This window comes from Roseococcus sp. GW821-FHT12F05, assembly GCF_058806835.1.
This window is the reverse complement of record NZ_JBXAQB010000003.1, coordinates 669,802-686,223: the sequence shown is the minus strand read 5'-3', so window position 1 is coordinate 686,223 and position 16,422 is coordinate 669,802. Positions and strand designations below refer to the sequence as shown.

17 protein-coding genes are annotated in these 16,422 nt (G+C 70.3%); 6 read left to right on the top strand and 11 right to left on the bottom strand.

What is annotated here, in order from left to right; all coding sequences use genetic code 11:
• Position 1: 1 nt before the first annotated feature.
• The 10 genes from AC1ROY_RS11645 to AC1ROY_RS11600 form a co-directional block, all read right to left on the bottom strand.
• Positions 2 to 892, bottom strand: coding sequence for a DMT family transporter (locus AC1ROY_RS11645; RefSeq protein WP_493148971.1), 891 nt, complete (start codon positions 890 to 892; stop codon positions 2 to 4).
• Positions 893 to 902: 10 nt separating this feature from the next.
• Complete coding sequence (locus AC1ROY_RS11640; protein WP_493148970.1) at positions 903 to 1,700, bottom strand: DUF6065 family protein; 798 nt, start codon at positions 1,698 to 1,700, stop codon at positions 903 to 905.
• On the bottom strand, positions 1,693 to 2,052 hold the full coding sequence (locus AC1ROY_RS11635; protein ID WP_493148969.1) for a hypothetical protein: 360 nt from the start codon (positions 2,050 to 2,052) through the stop codon (positions 1,693 to 1,695). The genes AC1ROY_RS11640 and AC1ROY_RS11635 overlap by 8 nt, the downstream gene beginning before the upstream one ends.
• Positions 2,053 to 2,284: 232 nt before the next feature.
• On the bottom strand, positions 2,285 to 3,043 hold the full coding sequence (locus tag AC1ROY_RS11630) for a 2-keto-4-pentenoate hydratase (RefSeq protein WP_493148968.1): 759 nt from the start codon (positions 3,041 to 3,043) through the stop codon (positions 2,285 to 2,287).
• Between the two features lie 195 nt (positions 3,044 to 3,238).
• Positions 3,239 to 4,213, bottom strand: a complete 975-nt coding sequence (locus tag AC1ROY_RS11625) for a Bug family tripartite tricarboxylate transporter substrate binding protein (RefSeq protein ID WP_493148967.1) — start codon at positions 4,211 to 4,213, stop codon at positions 3,239 to 3,241.
• Positions 4,214 to 4,286: 73 nt separating this feature from the next.
• Positions 4,287 to 5,939: a putative 2-aminoethylphosphonate ABC transporter permease subunit gene (locus tag AC1ROY_RS11620; protein WP_493148966.1), complete on the bottom strand. Its 1,653-nt coding sequence runs from the start codon at positions 5,937 to 5,939 to the stop codon at positions 4,287 to 4,289.
• A 19-nt stretch (positions 5,940 to 5,958) separates the two neighbouring features.
• A complete protein-coding gene (locus tag AC1ROY_RS11615; RefSeq protein ID WP_493148965.1) occupies positions 5,959 to 7,017 on the bottom strand; it encodes an ABC transporter ATP-binding protein in 1,059 nt (352 codons plus the stop codon).
• Positions 7,014 to 8,036 carry a putative 2-aminoethylphosphonate ABC transporter substrate-binding protein gene (locus tag AC1ROY_RS11610; RefSeq protein ID WP_493148964.1) on the bottom strand — a complete coding sequence of 341 codons (1,023 nt, stop codon included), beginning with the start codon at positions 8,034 to 8,036 and terminating at the stop codon, positions 7,014 to 7,016. Before AC1ROY_RS11610 ends, AC1ROY_RS11615 begins: the two co-directional genes overlap by 4 nt.
• Positions 8,037 to 8,200: 164 nt before the next feature.
• The gene (locus AC1ROY_RS11605; protein WP_493148963.1) at positions 8,201 to 9,052 is read right to left on the bottom strand and encodes an aspartate/glutamate racemase family protein; all 852 of its coding nucleotides are present in this window, start codon (positions 9,050 to 9,052) and stop codon (positions 8,201 to 8,203) included.
• Entirely contained in the window at positions 9,052 to 10,275 is a 1,224-nt protein-coding gene (locus AC1ROY_RS11600) for an MFS transporter (RefSeq protein WP_493148962.1), read from the bottom strand. Before AC1ROY_RS11600 ends, AC1ROY_RS11605 begins: the two co-directional genes overlap by 1 nt.
• A 98-nt stretch (positions 10,276 to 10,373) precedes the next feature.
• On the opposite strand from AC1ROY_RS11600, the gene AC1ROY_RS11595 reads away from it, so the two are divergent.
• From AC1ROY_RS11595 to AC1ROY_RS11570, 6 genes are read left to right on the top strand one after another with little or no spacing between them, the layout of a single operon-like run.
• On the top strand, positions 10,374 to 11,216 hold the full coding sequence (locus tag AC1ROY_RS11595; RefSeq protein WP_493148961.1) for a polysaccharide deacetylase family protein: 843 nt from the start codon (positions 10,374 to 10,376) through the stop codon (positions 11,214 to 11,216).
• Positions 11,216 to 12,181, top strand: coding sequence for a tripartite tricarboxylate transporter substrate binding protein (locus tag AC1ROY_RS11590; RefSeq protein WP_493148960.1), 966 nt, complete (start codon positions 11,216 to 11,218; stop codon positions 12,179 to 12,181). The genes AC1ROY_RS11595 and AC1ROY_RS11590 overlap by 1 nt, the downstream gene beginning before the upstream one ends.
• Positions 12,182 to 12,194: 13 nt before the next feature.
• A complete protein-coding gene (locus AC1ROY_RS11585; protein ID WP_493148959.1) occupies positions 12,195 to 12,962 on the top strand; it encodes an SDR family NAD(P)-dependent oxidoreductase in 768 nt (255 codons plus the stop codon).
• Positions 12,962 to 13,783: an alpha/beta fold hydrolase gene (locus tag AC1ROY_RS11580; protein WP_493148958.1), complete on the top strand. Its 822-nt coding sequence runs from the start codon at positions 12,962 to 12,964 to the stop codon at positions 13,781 to 13,783. The genes AC1ROY_RS11585 and AC1ROY_RS11580 overlap by 1 nt, the downstream gene beginning before the upstream one ends.
• A gap of 5 nt (positions 13,784 to 13,788) precedes the next feature.
• Positions 13,789 to 14,349, top strand: a complete 561-nt coding sequence (locus tag AC1ROY_RS11575; protein ID WP_493148957.1) for a carboxymuconolactone decarboxylase family protein — start codon at positions 13,789 to 13,791, stop codon at positions 14,347 to 14,349.
• A complete protein-coding gene (locus tag AC1ROY_RS11570; protein WP_493148956.1) occupies positions 14,346 to 15,311 on the top strand; it encodes a tripartite tricarboxylate transporter substrate binding protein in 966 nt (321 codons plus the stop codon). The genes AC1ROY_RS11575 and AC1ROY_RS11570 overlap by 4 nt, the downstream gene beginning before the upstream one ends.
• Here the strand turns inward: AC1ROY_RS11570 and AC1ROY_RS11565 are convergent.
• On the bottom strand, positions 15,301 to 16,299 hold the full coding sequence (locus tag AC1ROY_RS11565; protein ID WP_493148955.1) for a ketopantoate reductase family protein: 999 nt from the start codon (positions 16,297 to 16,299) through the stop codon (positions 15,301 to 15,303). The genes AC1ROY_RS11570 and AC1ROY_RS11565 overlap by 11 nt on opposite strands.
• Between the last annotated feature and the right edge of the window lie 123 nt (positions 16,300 to 16,422).

Sequence of the window (16,422 nt, the reverse complement as noted above, 5' to 3'; positions counted from 1 at the left end):
CCTATCCGGTTTGCCGGGCCGGCAGCTTCTGCACACGGGTCCATCGCTCGACGACCAAGAGAAGGAAGCCCGAGGAGAATATGAGGAACGCCCCGATGGCCGTGGATGTTCCCAGGGCTTCCGAAAAGAACAGCGGTCCGAGCGCCACCATGAGCGGCAGGCGGGCGTATTCGTAGGGCGCGAGCAGGGACGCGTCGGCATGCTGGAAGGCCAGCAGGCTGAACCAGACGGCCATGGCCCCGCAGGCCACCACCGCCAGCATGAACGGCCAGCTTTCCCAGGGGAGCGGGCGGCCGATCGCCGTGGCCGATGCGATCAAGGTCACACCAGTGATGTAGACGAGCGTTGTTGCCGGGTCGTCCTGCCGTCCGACCTGCCGGAGCGCCGCTGTCGCGACGCCGCTGATGGCCGCCCCGGCCAGCGCCACCAGGTAGATCGGGCTCCAGGTCCCGAAGGCCGGGCTGGCCGCCAATAGCGCGCCGAAGAGGCAGATCAATGTCGCGATCGAGCGCCACGGCGACATTCTCTCGCCGAGCAGCACTATCCCGTAGAGCGCCACGAAGATCGGGCGCGTGTAGTTGATGGAAGACGCCTCGGCGATCGGAAGATGACTGTAGCTGTAGTAGATGAGCCACAGCGACGTCACGGACAGCACGGCGCGGAAGACCTGCAAGCGAGGCTGCTCGCTATGGGCCACCTTCCTCCCCGACCGCGCGACGAGAAATCCGATGAGCGTGCCCATGCCCAGCACACGCAGCAGGAGGAGCTGATCGACCCCGACGGTTTTTCCGAGGTGGTGGACCGCCAGTCCATCGAAGAGCAGGCAGAGCTGCGCTAGGACGAAGGCCGCGATCCCCAATGTGCTCGCGGTCTTGCCCGGCTCGGAGGGCATGGGGCCCTTCTCACTTGGTGCTCTCTTTGATGACACCTGCGGCCCGCTCCTCCGCGGCGCGCCGCCGCCGTGCATCCTTGGCGTAGTGGGCGCGCTCGCGATCATGCATCAAAGGCTTGATCAGGCTTTCCTCATATCGGTCCCAGAGGTCGCCCGGCATGTCGGCGGCATCCTGCACGGATATCCGGTTCAGATGCGCATCCGAGTATTCCGCGCGGCTGACGGGCTGTGCCTGCAGGAAAGGGCGCATGCCATCGAAGGCGATCGGCCGTTCCGAACGGGTCAGGCGCAGATTCGCGAAGACCGGGCCGAACCACTCGTCCGTTTCGATGATCCCCTCGAGGACGTCGTAGCCGGTCGACCTCGGCAGGTTCGCCGGACTCTTGATCAGGAGGCTGTAGCCTGGCGCGGTGCGGGCGAACCAGCCCGTCCAGACCTGCAGCAGTCCCGGTACCTCGGAAAATGTCAGGAAGGAGGGGCAATAGCCCCTGCACTTCTCGGGCGAGATCGCGTCCCAGGCCGCGAAGGAACCGGGATAGGCCGCCTCCGTCAGCGGGTACCACTCCTTGCCGCCGTCGAAGCTCCAAAGGCCTTCCGTTCCACCGTCCCATTCCACCTGAAACGAGAACGGAAGGAAGACGTAGTAGCCATAGGCCGAGGCCGTCCGGGCCGGCTCGCAATACTGGACCGCACGATGCGGCAGGGTGCCCGCCGCATCGTGACCTCCACGCCGAGGTTTCAGGCCGGGCAGGAACCGATAGAACGTGACAAGCGGTTCCTGGGCGCCCTTCGAGATGTCCTCAGTCAACGTGCCGGCGACCGGCACCGAATGCGAAGCGGGCACCGCTGTCACCGAACGCGAAACGGGCGCCGCTGTCGCCGAACGCAAAGCGGGCGCCGCCGTCACCGAATGCGAAGCGGGCACCGCTGTCGCCGTACGCGAAGCGGGCACCGCTGTCGCCGTACGCGAAGCGGGCACCGCTGTCACCGAACGCGAAGCGGGCGCCGCCATCGCCGTACGCAAAGCGAGCCTCGCGGGCCGCCTTGGCAAAGCCCTTGGACGAGACATTGGGAATCGGCGTGGGCTCGACGCACATCGATCGCTCAACCCGGATCGAAGGCGGTTGAACTCGATTGATCCGACGCGAGGGTGCTTCCATGATATGTTCCTCCATGATGACCCTCGAACTGTATCGGCGCGATATTTCTCGAACAAGCACGAAGTCCATCGCGCGAGAGCTTCGAAGGAATTTCAGGATTTGAGTATCGCCATCGCCGGCTAAGGGGGCGCCTGGCGTCCCGCAGGCGCGGCGCCAGTGCCCTCGCGATGATCTGCGCGAAGCCCCTGCGCCTCAAGGAATGGCGCACGCTTCGAGCGGGCCTATGCCGGGATCACGGTGTGAAGGTCAGCTCCGCTTCGCCCAGCCCCTCGAAGACGACGTGGCAGCGGTCGCCCGGCTTGAAGTAGCGCAGGCCGGTGTAGGAGCCGCAGGTCGCGTACTGCCCCGCCTTCACCCCGCCCGCGCTCCGCATCATCTCCACCAGCGCCACCGCGACGCCCAGCGGATCGCCGATCGGGTGGCCGCCGGCCTTCTCCACCACCGTCGCGCCGTTTACGATCAGCTTCACCTTGATCTGGCCGAGGTCCAGACCGCGCCAGTCCTCGACCGGCGCGCCGGGCACGAAGCCGCCGTTGCTGATGTTGTCCGCGAGCTTGTCGAGCGCCGTCGCCGTGTCGGAATCGGCGTAGCGGCTGCTCACCACCTCGATGGCCGCGCAGGCGTCGAGCGCAGCGGCCACCTCCTCGCGGGAATAGGGCGCGGCGCGCGGCGGCAGGTCGCTCCGGAAGCGGAAGGCGACCTCGCCCTCGATGCCGCATTGCGGCGCGTCGCCGGTCGGGAAGACAGCCGGCGAGGCATGGATGGCCGGTGCGAAGATCAGCCCGCGCACGCCCTCGGAGGTCGCACTGGGCGCATTGGCCTTGTAGGCGCCGACGACGGCGCCGCTGCGCTTCACCACCTCGTCCTGGATCGCATGCGCCTCGCGCACGCTTTCGGGGGTGGCGCTGGCGGGCAAAGCGGCGATGCGCGTGCCGGACAGGCGGGCAGCAGCCAGGAGGCCGGCGGCCTCGGCGATGCGGTTGGGGTCCATGGCGGCCTGTTCTCCTGACGGAATGAGGGAGGATGCGACGAATATCGGCGCGGCCCAAGTCCCGGGATGTTGCGCCTCGAGGGGCTCTGCCCCTCGAGCACCCCGGCAAGAACCTCAGGTTCTTGCATCTCCGATGAGTTAAAGGGTCCAGGGCAAAAAGCCCTGGCGGGGTCGAGGGGCAGAGCCCCTCGCCTCCTACCCCGCCGTCGCGCCGGAAACCCGCACCATCTCCGCCCAGCGCGGCTTCTCGCTCTCCAGCCTTGCGCCGAGCTCCTCCGGCGTCGATCCCGTGAGCCGCGCGCCCATGCCGATCGCGCGCTGCTGCAGCGCCGGATCGGCCCAGGCGGCGCGGATCTCGCGCGAGAGGCGCTCGGCGATCTCGCGCGGCAGGCCGGCGGGGCCCGCCCAGAAATGCCAGGGGCTCACGTTGAAGTTGTCGATCCCCGCCTCGCCCATGGTCGGCACGTCCGGCAGGGTCGGCCAGCGCTCCGACATGGTCACGGCGAGCGCCCGGATCCGCCCTTCCTGGATCACGCCGACATAGCTCGCGAGATTGTCCACGGCGTACTGCACGTCGCCGGAGAGCATGGCCGGGATGGTCTGCGCGGCGCCGCGGAACGGGACGTGCGTGCCCTGGAGCCCGGCGCGGGCGGCGAGATAGGCGCCCGAGAGATGGATGGTCGAGCCGATACCCGCGGAGCCGTAGCTGACGCCGCCGGGCCGCTCGCGCGCCCAGGCGATGAACTCCTGCACGCTGCGCGCCGGCACGTACTGGGAGGGCACCGCCAGGACGTTGGGCATGTCCCACATGGCGCTGATCCAGGCGAAGTCGCGGTTCATGTCGAAGGGCAGGTTCTGGAACAGCATGGGGTTGATGACCACGGTGTTCATGCTGACCGTGCTGATGGTGTAGCCGTCGGGCGTGGCGCGGGCCAGGGCCTCTGCGGCGATGTTGCCGGAGGCGCCGGAACGGGTCTCGACGACGAAGCTCTGTCCGAAGCGCTGGGTCATCTGCTCGCAGGTGAGGCGGGTCATGACGTCGAGCGAGCCGCCGGGCGGGAAGCCCACGAGCACGCGGACGGGGCGGTTGGGCCAGGCGGCCTGTGCGAGGGCGGGTGCGGCCAATGGCGCGAGCACCGGCAGGGCCAGCAGCGGGCGGCGTGTGATCATCATCTTCTCCCTGGCGGGCCTCTGACGGGCCCATGCACGGGAGCTTAGGCCGCCCGCGGGCGCCCGCCCAGAACTATTGCGCCGGCCGCCACCCGCCCGCGAGCCATCGCGACGCGCCGAGCTGCACCAGCTTTGCCGAGGCCGTGATCGCCAGGATCACGCAGGCCATGGCCGCCGCGGAGGCCACCTGCCCCGCCTCATCCATGTGCACCACCGCGACCGAGGCCGGCTTGGTGTCGGGACCGTAGAGGAAGACCAGGGCCGAGACCGTCGTCATGGAGTTCACGAAGAGGTAGACGGCGATGTCGAGGATCGCGGGCCCGCTGATCGGCACGATCACGCGGAGGAAGGTGCGCCAGCGCGGCACGCGCAGGCTGGCGCCCACCGCCTCGAATTCCGGATCGAGCTGGCGGATCGCGGTAACGGCGGTGAGGTGCGCCACCGTGTAGAAGTGGATCACGCAGTTCAGCACCAGGATCGCCAGGGTGCCGTAGAGGAAGCCCAGCGGATTGGCCGGGTGGTTGAAGAAGAGGATATAGGCGAGGCCCAGCACCAGCCCTGGCACGGCCAGCGGCGCGATGGCCGCGACCCGCACGAAGCCGGGCAGCCAGCCGGCCATCCCGCCGCGCTCCAGCAGATAGGCCACCGAGAAGACCAGCGGCGTGCCCACCAGCGCGGCCAGCGCGGCCATGGTTAGCGAGGTCCAGAGCGTGCCCCAGCCCTGCGCGTCGAAGCGCGAGAAATCGTAGTTCGAGAGCGTGAGGGCGAGGTTGTAGGGCCAGAAGCGGATCAGCGAGCCCCAGACCGCCATGCCGACGATGCCCAGCAATACGGCCGCGATGGCGAAGCAGACGGCCAGCAGCGGCAGGTCGCGCGCCGCGCGGCGCTTCGGGCGGTAGAGCACGGCGCGGCCGGAGATGGCGGCCACCTGCCGGCGCTGCGCCCAGCGCTCGGCGAAGAAGGAGAAGAGCGCCGGCAGCAGCAGGACGATCGCCACCACCGCGCCCATGGAGAAATTCTGCTGGCCGATGACCTGCTTGTAGACGTCGGTGGCGAGCACCGGGAACTGCCCGCCGATCACCTTGGGGATGCCGAAATCTGTCACGGCCAGGGTGAAGACGACGACCGCGGCGGAGACCAGCCCGTAGCGTGCCGCCGGCAGGGTCACGTCACAGAAAATGCGGAGGCGGCCGGCCTTCAGTGTCTCCGCCGCCTCGAAAAGGCGCGCATCCGCCATGCCGAGCGCAACAGACAAAATAATCGCGGCATGCGGGAAGGTGTAGATGCATTGCGCGACCACGATGCCCGCGGGACCGTAGATGCTGCCGCCCTCGGGCAGCAGGAATCGCAGAAGGCCCTGGTTGCCGAAGAGGTAGATCAGCGAGAGCGCCGGCAGCAGCGAGGGTGCGAGGATCGGGACCAGCATGATCGCCCGGAACGCCGCCCGCCCCGGCAGGCGCGAGCGCGTCATGCCATAGGCGAAGACGAAGGCCAGCGGCAGCACGATTGCCGTTGACAGCACTGAGGTCCAGAGGCTGTTCCAGGCCGGCAACAGCAGCGCGGCCGAGCCGAAATAGGCGCGGAAATGCACGAGGCCGACGAAGTTGCCGTCCAGGTCCTGGAAGGCGCGCGCCAGCATCACGCCCAGCGGCGCCACCAGCCCCACCGCCAGCAGCAGGGCGGCGAAGGCCAGGCACAGCCGCAGCAGCGTGGACTCGCTCAGCATCGCCTCCCTGGGGCGCGGCTCAGCCATCCAGGGCGAAGACCATGAGCTTGTCCGGCGGCAGCGCGACCCGCAGCATCGCGCCGACGGCCAGGCCGTTCAGCGCGCGCGGCGCGATCTCGGCCTGGAGCGGCAGGCCCTCGGCGTCGAGGTCGAGGCGGCAGACGGAGCCCAGGAACTCGATGCCGCGCAATTCCGCGCCGAGGCTTCCGGGCGTGTCGGCCAGCATCACATCCTCGGGGCGGATGAAAGCGCGCACCGGCGTGCCTTCGGGCAGCGTCGTGGCGGTGGGGATGTGGCGGCCGTTCCCGATGAAGACGCCGCCCGGGGCCGCATGCGCGGCAAAGCTGGCGTTGCGGCCGACGAAGCCGGCGACGAAGGCGTTGGCCGGGCGGTCGTAGACCTCCTGCGGCGTGCCGATCTGCATGACGCGGCCGCGATCCATCACCGCCACGCGGTCGGCGAGGCTCAGCGCCTCTTCCTGATCGTGCGTGACCATGACGGTGGTGACGCCGAGCCGGCGCTGGAGCAGCCGCAGCTCCGTGCGCAGGTGCAGCCGCACGATGGCATCGAGCGCGGAGAGCGGCTCGTCCAGCAGCAGCAGGCCCGGCTCGTTGGCCAGCGCGCGGGCCAGCGCCACGCGCTGCTGCTGCCCGCCCGAGATCTGCGCGGGGTAGCGATGCGTCTGCTCCGCGAGGCCGACCAGCGCCAGCAGTTCCGCCACCCGCGCCTCGACCCGCGCCTTCGGCCAGGCGGCGCCGCGCAGCCCGTAGCCGACATTCGTCGCGACGGTCATGTTCGGAAACAGCGCATAGGATTGGAAGACGATGCCGAAATCGCGCTGCGAGGGCGGCAGGCCCGTGATCAGCTTGCCGTCCTGGAAGATCTCGCCGCGCGTCGGCACGTCGAGCCCGGCGATGGCGCGCAGCAGCGTCGTCTTGCCGCAGCCGGAAGGGCCGAGCAGACAGAGGAACTCGCCGCGCTCGACGCCGATGTCGACGTCGCGCAAGGCCGTGAAAGCGCCGAAGTCGCGGCCCACCCCCTCGATGCGGAGGTAGGGCCGAAGCGCGGCTTCAATCACCGGGGGGCGGACTTGCCGTCGAAGCGCCGCGTCCATTCCGCGAGGATGGCATCGCGCTGCCCGCCGATCTCGCGGATGTTGATGCTCGCCAGCCGCTGCTCGAAATCGGCCGGATAGCCCTGCACCGCCGGCGTCACGCCGGGCATGGCGAGGATGGCGTAGAATCGGCCGTAGAGCTCCATAGCCCCGCGCGTCACGGCGAAGTCCGCAAGCCGCCGCGCAGCGGCCAGGTTGCGGGTGCCGCGCAGGATGGCCGTCGCCTCCAGGTCAAAGCCCACGCCGTCCGTCGGCACGATGATGTCGATGGGCGCGCCCTGGTTGCGCAGCGTCACCGCGCGCATGTCGAGCGAGATGCCCATGCCGTACTCGCCGCGCGCGGCGTTGTTGCAGGGCGCCGAGCCGGAGTGGGTGTAGACCTGGATGTTCTCGTGCAGCCCGGTCATGAAGGTCCAGGCGGGCTGCACGCCCATCGTCGCCATCCAGCCCGCGACGGTCAGGAAGCCGGTGCCGGAGGAGGCAGGGTTGGGCATGGCGATCTGCCCGCGGAAGGCCGGGTTCAGCAGGTCCGCCCAGGTGGTGGGCCGCGGCAGGTTCCGTTGCCGCGCGACCGCCGTGTTGTAGCAGATGGCGGCCACGAAGGCGTCCATGCCGGTCCAGGTCATGGGCGTGCGGTCGCTGCGCATGTTGGGCCGCAGGATCTCGGCGCCGTTGGGCGTATAGGGCTCCAGCATGTCCATCGCCTCGAGCCCGAGCAGGGAGAAGGCGGAGAGGCCCCAGATCACGTCGGCGCGGGGCTGCGCGCGCTCCGCGACCAGGCGGGCGGTGATGACGCCGGTGCTGTCGCGCACCCAGGCGATCTCGATGTCGCGCAGCGCGGCCTCGGCGGCGGTCTTGAAGGGCTGGAGCTGCTCGTTCTCCAGCGCGGTGTAGACGGTGAGCCGCGTGCGCTGCTGCGCGTCGGCGGGAGCGCTGAAGGCGCCAAGCAGAAGCGCGCCGGCTGCGGCGAGGAGGCGGTGCATGGGGAGGCTCCTTGGACGTCGGGCGGGAAGGTGCGGGCAGCCGGAAGCCTAACCGATGACACTTTCGTGACATCTGCGAGAATCATGCGGTTGCCGAACGATCCGACGTCCCTGGTTAAGCCGCAGGCAGGTTTTCCCGCCCGCCCGCCGCGAAAACGGGCAGCTCAGACCAGCTTGCGCTTCCTGGACCGCGCCGGCGGATCCATCGGGATCATCATCCCGCTCGCGTCCAGGCCGAGGCGGGCCAGCAGCTTCGCCTGCTCGATGGCGCAGCGGTAGCCCTCCAGCACCGGGATGTCCCAGCCGGCCTCGCCCAGCCGCTTCTGCAGGAAGGGCTGCATCCAGTAGGCCGCCGAGCAGCCGAGGATCAGCACCTCCGCGCCGTCCTCCTGGATCGCGGCCTCCGAGGCCTCGAAGGCCGCCTCCAGCATGGCGCTGTGCTCGCCGGCCAGCGCCTTGGCGCGCTCGCTCGCGATGGAAGGGCGGTTCGCATTGGCCGGGCGGGGCAGCGGGAAGTCGATGTTGCGGATGCCGGTGCAGCGCTCGGTGAAGCGGTACTCCACCACCAGCTTCGCCATCTGCACGTTGTGCTTCTCGGAGATGTCGATGATGCCGAAGCGGTTGCCGACCATGCTGGCCACCAGCATCTGCGCATGCGCGCAGGAGGTCACGGGGATGCCGTGGCGCCGGCCGATCTCGCGGGACTCCTGGTAGCCGGGATCGCCGCCGCCGAGCAGCACGATGGCGTCGTACTTCCCGCTCTCGCAGGCGTCGCGCACCAGCGGCAGCCGGTTGGCGGCGACGGCCAGGAATTCCTCCAGCGCCTCGACCGCCCAGTCGCCATGGGTGGCCAGCGCGCCGGCGTTCACGTCCCACTCCACATCGGCCAGCAGGTGCGCGACGTTCTCGTAGTCCATCACGAGCTGCTCGCGCGTGCCGCTCGCCGGGCGCAGGGAGTAGGAGCCGGGGCTGAGGCGGAAGGCGTTGATCAGCAGCAGGCGGGGTGTTCCGGGCATCAGGGCATTTCCTTGGTTTCGGCGCCGCGCAGCGCCAGGGCGACGATCCCCGCCACGACGGCCAGCTGAGCCGCGCAGACCGCGAAGGCCAGCGTCCAGCTGCCGCTCAGCGAGACGAGCAGCGCGAAGCCGACGGGGGCGAGGAGATAGGCGAGGAAGGTGAAGAGCGTGGAGCCGGCCGTCGCCGCCGAGATCTGCGAGGGCGGCGCCAGCCGCGCGACCTCGGAGAGGTAGATGCCGTTCCAGCTCGCCGCCAGGAAGCCCGTCAGTCCCGCGAGGAGATGGACGGCGGGGAGCGGCAGGTCGTCCGGCATGGCACCGAAGGCGGCCGTGGCGACCGCCGCGGCGACCGACTGGATCATGAGGTGCCGCATGGGCCGGCCCATGCGGTCCGCGATCCATCCCAGCACGATGCGCGCCACCACCCCCGAGAAGAGCATGGTGGCGAAGACGCCGCCGGCCTGCACGAGGGAGACGCCATGCGTGATGGTCAGCCAGGTCACCGTGAAGGTGAAGAGGCAGCCCTGCACCACCGCGAAGGAGACCGCGAGCGTGGTGAGCGGCGGCAGCGCGGAGTGGTGCGTCAGCGCGACCATGGGCGCGAGCCAGGTCTGCCGCTGGAAGACCACGTGCAGGTTGAGTTTCTGGGTGGGATCGCGCTCGGCGTCGAGCTCGGCCTTGAAGGGCTGGATCGAGGCGGCCGCGGCCAGGGCGATGACGACTGCGACCAGGACGCCCGCCATCCAGCCGTGATCGGTGGAAATGGGCGTGAGGATGAGGCCCGCGGCCGCCCCGCCCAGCGGCGCGCCGGCCTGCTTCACGGAGAAGATCAACGCACGGTGCTTCGGCGGCGCCGTCGCGGCCAGGATGCGGCTGCCCGCCGGCGGCGAGGGCCCATAGCCGATGCCCAGGAAGAGCGAGGCGATCATCAGGGCGCTCGCCGTGCCGAAGCCCGCGAGCATGATGGCGCCGGCCGAGACCAGCGCGCCGACCTGCAGCGAGCGCACCGGCCCCCATCGGGTGAGGAAGGGCCCGCCCAGCAGCAGGAACAGCGCCGTCCCCGCCGCGACCAGCGCGGAGAGATGGCCGATGGCTTCGGGCGACAGGCCGGCGTCCCGCGTGATCAGCGGCGCGACCACGGTGAGGCTCTGCGCGAGGAAGGCGGCGACGGTCTGCATCAGCAGCGTGGCGTAGAGCGCGCCGATCCAGGCGGGAATCCTCATACGGACATGATCGGCGGCAAGGCCTTGCGAGGAGGGGATTTGTCGGACACGCTGGACGAACATACCACGTGAATTCATTGCTGCGAGAGGGCCCCGAAGTGCCACGCCACATCGCCTGTCTGTCCTTCGACTTCGACACCTGGTCCGGCCTCGTCGCGCGCGGGCTGGACACGCCCTCCCCCGTCTCGCGCGGCGAGTTCGGCGTTGTCGGCGCGGGCCGCATCCTCGACCTGCTGGCGAGCCGCGGCATCAAGGCGAGCTGGTACGTGCCAGGCGTCGTCATCAAGACCTATCCCGACGCCTGCAACCGCGTGGTGAGGGAAGGTCATGAGATCGGCCATCACGGCTGGAGCCACGTGCCGCCGGCGCAGCTCGAGGCCGCGCGCGAGGCCGACGAGTTCGGCCGTGCCGTCGAGACGATCGTCGAGCTGACGGGGCATAAGCCGAAGGGCTACCGCTCGCCCTCCTGGGACATCAGCGACCGCACCATCGACCTGATCCTCAACCACGGCATGGCCTATGACAGCAGCATGATGGCGCATGACTGCCACCCCTACTTCGCCCGCCGCGGCGACGTCGTGAAGGCGGATGCGCCGATGGTCTTCGGCGAGACGACCAACCTCGTGGAGATCCCCATCTCCTGGTCGCTCGACGATTTTCCCCATTTCGAGTTCCTGCGCAGCAAGGACGGGCTGCTGCCGGGGCTGCAGAACGCCAGCGGCGTGCTGGAGAACTGGGTCGCCGATTTCGAGTACATGCGGCGCACGGAGGAATGGGGCGCGCTGGTCTACACCTTCCATCCCTATGTGATCGGCCGCGGTCACCGCATGACGATCCTGGAGAAGCTGATCGACGCACTCACCGAGATGGGCGCGGAGTTCCTCACGCTGGACCAGCTGCAGACCGAGTTCCGCGGGCGCGCGAAGGGAGGCCTGACCTGATGCGCCGGCGTGCCCTTCCCCTGGCGCTGGCCGGCGCGCTCGCGGCCCCGGCCGCCCTGCGCGCCCAGGCCTGGCCGGCGCGGTCCATCCGCATCATCGTCCCCGTCCCGCCCGGCGGCGGCACCGACATCATCAGCCGGCTGCTCCAGCCGCAGCTGCAGGAGCGGCTGGGCCAGAACATCGTCATCGAGAACCGGCCGGGCGGCGGCAGCACCATCGGCACCAACCTGATCGCGACCTCCGCGCCGGACGGGTACAACCTGCTGGCGATCGACAGCGCCATCGCGGTGAACCCCTTCCTCTACACGCGGCTGCCCTTCGACACGCAGCGCGACCTGCAGCCGGTCTCGCTGCTGGCGACGGCGCCGGTGATCCTGGTCACGCATCCGTCCTTCGCCCCGAAGACGCTGGCCGATGTGCTGGCCTATCTCCGCGCCAACCCCGGCAAGGTGAACTTCGCCTCGGGCGGCAATGGCGCCTCCACGCACCTCTCCGGCGAGATGCTGCGGATGGTGGCGAATGTCGACATCGTCCATGTCCCCTTCCCCGGCACGGGCCCGGGCGTCACCGCGCTGCTCAGCGGCACCGTGCAGATGATGTTCGCGGGCATCAGCTCCACGCGGCAGCATGTCGAGACCGGGCGGCTCAACGCCATCGCGGTGACGGGCGCCTCGCGCTCGCCCGCCTTGCCCAACGTGCCGACCTTCGCTGAGTCCGGCCTGCCGGGCATGAGTGCCGAGACCATCTGGGGGTTCTGGGCGCCGACGGGCACGCCGCCCGAGATCGGCGAACGCCTCGCGCGCGAGGTGAAGGAGATCCTGGCCATCCCCGCGATCCGCGCCCGCGCGATCGACCTCGGCTTCGTGCCCGAGGGCTCCACCCCGGCCGAGTTCCGCGAGCGCTTCGCGCGCGAGCTCGCCACCTGGGGGCCCATCGTGCGGGCGTCCGGCGCCCGAGCGGATTGATGGGGGCCGACTGATGAAGGCCGTCCTCATCTCCGGCGGCGGCGGCGGGATCGGCAGCGCCGCCGCCCGGGCCTTCGCCGCCGCTGACTATGCCGTGGCCGTCCTGGACCTGGATGCCGGCCTCGCCGAGGCCGCCGCTTCTTCCGTGCGCGAGGCGGGCGGCCAGGCCATCGCCATCGCCGCCGACATCCGGGAGGACGCTTCCGTCGCCGCCGCCGTGGAGCGCACCGTCGCCGAGTTCGGCCGGCTCGACGTGCTGTACAACTGCGCCGGCGGCACCAACCCGCGGGACGGCAACGTCACCGACGTGCCGCTGGAGATCTTCGAGGCCACCATCAACCTCGACCTGCGCGGCACCTTTCTCTGCTGCCGGCATGCCATCCCCGCCATCATCGCCTCGGGCGGCGGCGCGGTGATCAACATGTCCTCCGGGGCGGCGCTGCGCGGGGCCAGCCCCTACCACGTCTACAGCGCGGCCAAGGGGGCCATCATCTCGCTGACGCGGGCCATGGCCGGCACCTATGCCAAGCAGAATGTGCGCGTGAACTGCATCGCCTCCGGCCGCGTGCAGACCGACCGCATCATCCGCACCTGGGGCACGCTGGAGCAGGCCGCCGCAGGCGGCGACCCGCAGGATCCCGTGGGCCGCCAGAAGGAATACCCCTTCTGGATCGGCGAGCCCGAGCACATCGCGGCCACCGCCGTCTTCCTCGCCTCCGACGGCGCCCGGATGATCACGGGCGCCACCATTCCCGCCGACGGCGGAAGGTCGAACTACTGATGACGCCTGCGCCCAACATGTCCTTCCTCACCGCCAGCGACGGCATCCGCCTCGCCTGGCGAGTGGATGATTTCACGAAGCCCTGGCTCCCGCCGCGCGACCCGATCCTGCTGCTGCATCCGGCCATGGGCGAGTACCGCCGCTGGTACGGCTGGATTCCCATCCTGGCGGGGGAATATCCGGTGATCTCGCTGGAGCTGCGCGGCCACGGCGCCTCCGAGATTCCGGACGAGAGCAAGCCCATCACCGTCGAGCGCCTCGCCGACGACGTCCGCGAGCTGCTCGATGCGCTGGAGGTTCCGCGGGTTCACCTCGTCGGCAATTCCGCCGGCGGCTATGTCGGCCAGCGCCTCGCCATGGAGGATCCGCAGCGCATCGCGACGCTTATGCTCTTCGCCTCCACGCCCGGCCTGCGCAACAGCAAGGCCCACACCTGGCCGGCCGAGATGGCCCGCACGGGCATCGAGGCCTTCGTCCGCGCCACCGCGCAGGATCGATTCCCCTCCGATGCCGACCCCGCCCTCGTCGACTGGTTCTGCCGCCAGACCGGCACCAACGACCTCGGCTGGATCGGCCGCTTCGTCACCCACATGTCCAGCCGGGAATGGACGGAAGACCTGCCGCGCATCGCCTGCCCGACGCTGATCGTCGCACCCGGCCACGAGCCCATCGGCTCGCACAACCAGTACGAGGTCATGCGCGACCTCATCCCGAATTCCGAGCTGCTGACCTATGAGGGCATGCCGCACAACCTCGGCGACGCCGTGCCCGAGCGCTGCGCGCGGGACGTCCTCGCCTTCCTGAGCCGGCAAGGGGTCTGAACGCCATGCTCCTCCCGGAGGCCGATCCCGCTGAAACGCCCGAGCTGGCGGCGGCCGTCGAGGATTTCCGCCGGACGCGCGGGATCGTCTCCAACGTGATGAAATCCTTCGCGCATGCGCCGGCGGGGCTCTCCGCGATCGTCGAACTGGGGAGCTACTGCCGCTACGGCACCGATCTCTCCGAGCTCCAGCGGGAGCTGGTGATCCTCATCACGGGGCGCAGTGTGGACTACGCTTGGCATCACCACGGGCCGATCGCGCTCAGGGCCGGGCTGGACCAGGGCCAGCTCGACGAAATGAAGGCCGGCCGCATTCCGCCGCGCCTGGGTCCGGCCGAGACGGTGCTCGCCGAATACGTGCTCGCCTACAGCACGCTGAAGGGCGTGCCGGCGGAGCTCTTCGCCCGGATCTCGCAGCACTTCACGCCGCGGCAGATCACCGACGTCAACATCACCTCCGGCTACTATCTCTGCCTCGCCTCCAGCATCATCGGCATGGCTGTCGAGCTCGACCCGCCGCAGGTGCTGCAGGCCGGCGCCGCCTTCGCAGGGAGCAAGGCCACATGACCCGCCGTCGCGCGATCCTGGCAGCCGGGCTCGCCGCCCCCCTCCCTGCCCTGGCCCAGACGCGGCCCGGCTGGCCGGCGCGCCCGATCACCTTCATCGTCGCCTACCCCGCCGGCGGCGCCAACGACCTCGTCGCGCGGACCGTGGCCGAGCACATGCGCGCCGTCCTGGGCCAGCCGATCATCATCGAGAACCGCGGCGGCGCCGCGGGCACGGTGGGCGCGGGGGCGGCAGCCCGCGCGGCGCCGGACGGCTACACCCTGCTCATGGCGGCGGGCGCCCATACGCTCGCGCCCGCCCTCCAGCCCAACCTGCCCTACGACATCGTCGCGGACTTCCGGCCGATCAGCCGGGTCGCGGCGTCCAGCTTCATCCTCGTCACCCGCAACGATCTCGGCGTCGAGAACGTGCAGGCGCTGATCGCCCGCGCGAAGGCCGAGCCGGGCCGGCTGAACTTCGCCTCCTCCGGGGCCGGCGCGCCGCCGCACCTCGCGGCCGTGCTGATGATGGACATGGCGGGCATCCGGATGGAGCACGTGCCCTATGCCGGCGACACGCCGGCGCTGGCCGACCTCGTTGCCGGCCATGTCGATCTCGGCTTCATGTCCTTCTCGCCCTCCAAGCCACTCGTGGAGGCGGGGCGGCTGCGTGCGCTCGCCGTCACCGACCCCGTGCGGAACCCCTTGATGCCCGCCGTGCCGACCGTCGCGGAGAGCGGCCTGCCGGGCTACGAGGTCACGACCTGGTGGGGCCTGCTCGCGCCGCGCGGCACGCCGGATGCGGTGGTGGAGCGGGTGAACGCCGCGGTGCTGCACGCGCTGCGGGAGCCCGCCGTGACGCAGCGCTTCACCGAGCTCGGCGTCGTGCCCATCGGCAGCTCGCCGGAGGCCTTTTCCCAGCGCATCCGCGAGGATCTCGATCGCTTCGGCCGGATCGTGCGCAGCGCGGGGCTCAGCCCCTAGCCAGCCCGTCCAGCCGCTCGATCACCGCGGCATTGGCCGGCGCGTCCAGGCCGTGACGTCGGGCCTGCTCCAGCGCCGCGCCGTTCACCAGCCGCACCTCGGTCCGCCGGCCGCGCGCGCGGTCCTGCGCCATGCCGCTGATGGCGGTGGGGTCCAGCTTGCTCCCGTAGGCGATCAACCCGGCTTCCAGCGCAGCCTGTGCCTCGGCCGAGCCGAGGGCGGCCCGGCTCCAGACCGTGCCGGCCACGCCGCAGATCGGATCGAGCGCGACGCCGGCCGCCCCGGCGGCGGCCACGACCTCCAGCGCGACCTGGATCAGCTCCCGCCGGAGCTCCGGCTCCAGGAACAGGTCGCGGATCGGCCGCTCATGCAGGGCCGAGAGCGGCGAGGTCATGCAGTTGAAGACCAGCTTGCTCCATCGCGCGGCCGCCAGGTCCTCCACCGCCTCGGCATGGTCCACGCGGTCGAGCAGCGCGGTCAGGACGCGGATGCGCGGGCTGACGCCGCCGCCCGTCTCCCCCAGCCGAAAGGTGGCCGCGCCGCCGTCGTGCCGGCGGCGGTGCCGGTGCATCTCGCCGGGACGCACGAGATGGGCGAAGAGGCCCGTGGCGATGCAGCCCATCACCCGCTCCGCGCCGAGCTCCCTGGCCATGGCGAGGTCGGCCAGGGCGTTCAGCGTGACGAGGTAGGGCCCCGCGTAGTGACGCTCGATCCGGGCCACCGCGGCCGGCGCGTCGGCCAGCTTCGTGCAGAGGATGACGAGGCGCGGCGCCAGTGCCGCGATCCCTGGATCCTCGCCCAGGATCCGGAATCGCGCGGAAAAGCGGCCGGCGGGCTCTTCCACCATCAGCCCCTCCGCCGCGATGGCCTCGCGGTTGAGCGCCCAGTCCTCGAGAATCGCGACGTCCTCGCCCAGCCGCGCCAGATGGGCCGCGATGTAGCCGCCCACCGCGCCGGCCCCCACGACCAGGATCGGTCCCTCGCCCATCGTCGCACTCCCTGAACATCGGCCGGCGAGTATGACCCGCCCTGGGCCCGGGGACAGGGCCCAGGGCGGCCAGCGACTCCTTCCGGCAACACTGTGACAAAATTCTCAGACCCTTTCGATTTC

Bases quoted from the DNA above. Each gene is read 5' to 3' on its own strand.
- AC1ROY_RS11645 (WP_493148971.1), bottom strand. From the start codon at position 892: ATGCCCTCCGAGCCGGGCAAGACCGCGAGCACATTGGGGATCGCGGCC.
- AC1ROY_RS11635 (WP_493148969.1), bottom strand. From the start codon at position 2,052: ATGGAAGCACCCTCGCGTCGGATCAATCGAGTTCAACCGCCTTCGATC.
- AC1ROY_RS11630 (WP_493148968.1), bottom strand. From the start codon at position 3,043: ATGGACCCCAACCGCATCGCCGAGGCCGCCGGCCTCCTGGCTGCTGCC.
- AC1ROY_RS11625 (WP_493148967.1), bottom strand. From the start codon at position 4,213: ATGATCACACGCCGCCCGCTGCTGGCCCTGCCGGTGCTCGCGCCATTG.
- AC1ROY_RS11620 (WP_493148966.1), bottom strand. From the start codon at position 5,939: ATGCTGAGCGAGTCCACGCTGCTGCGGCTGTGCCTGGCCTTCGCCGCC.
- AC1ROY_RS11610 (WP_493148964.1), bottom strand. From the start codon at position 8,036: ATGCACCGCCTCCTCGCCGCAGCCGGCGCGCTTCTGCTTGGCGCCTTC.
- AC1ROY_RS11605 (WP_493148963.1), bottom strand. From the start codon at position 9,052: ATGCCCGGAACACCCCGCCTGCTGCTGATCAACGCCTTCCGCCTCAGC.
- AC1ROY_RS11600 (WP_493148962.1), bottom strand. From the start codon at position 10,275: ATGAGGATTCCCGCCTGGATCGGCGCGCTCTACGCCACGCTGCTGATG.
- AC1ROY_RS11590 (WP_493148960.1), top strand. From the start codon at position 11,216: ATGCGCCGGCGTGCCCTTCCCCTGGCGCTGGCCGGCGCGCTCGCGGCC.
- AC1ROY_RS11585 (WP_493148959.1), top strand. From the start codon at position 12,195: ATGAAGGCCGTCCTCATCTCCGGCGGCGGCGGCGGGATCGGCAGCGCC.
- AC1ROY_RS11580 (WP_493148958.1), top strand. From the start codon at position 12,962: ATGACGCCTGCGCCCAACATGTCCTTCCTCACCGCCAGCGACGGCATC.
- AC1ROY_RS11575 (WP_493148957.1), top strand. From the start codon at position 13,789: ATGCTCCTCCCGGAGGCCGATCCCGCTGAAACGCCCGAGCTGGCGGCG.
- AC1ROY_RS11570 (WP_493148956.1), top strand. From the start codon at position 14,346: ATGACCCGCCGTCGCGCGATCCTGGCAGCCGGGCTCGCCGCCCCCCTC.
- AC1ROY_RS11565 (WP_493148955.1), bottom strand. From the start codon at position 16,299: ATGGGCGAGGGACCGATCCTGGTCGTGGGGGCCGGCGCGGTGGGCGGC.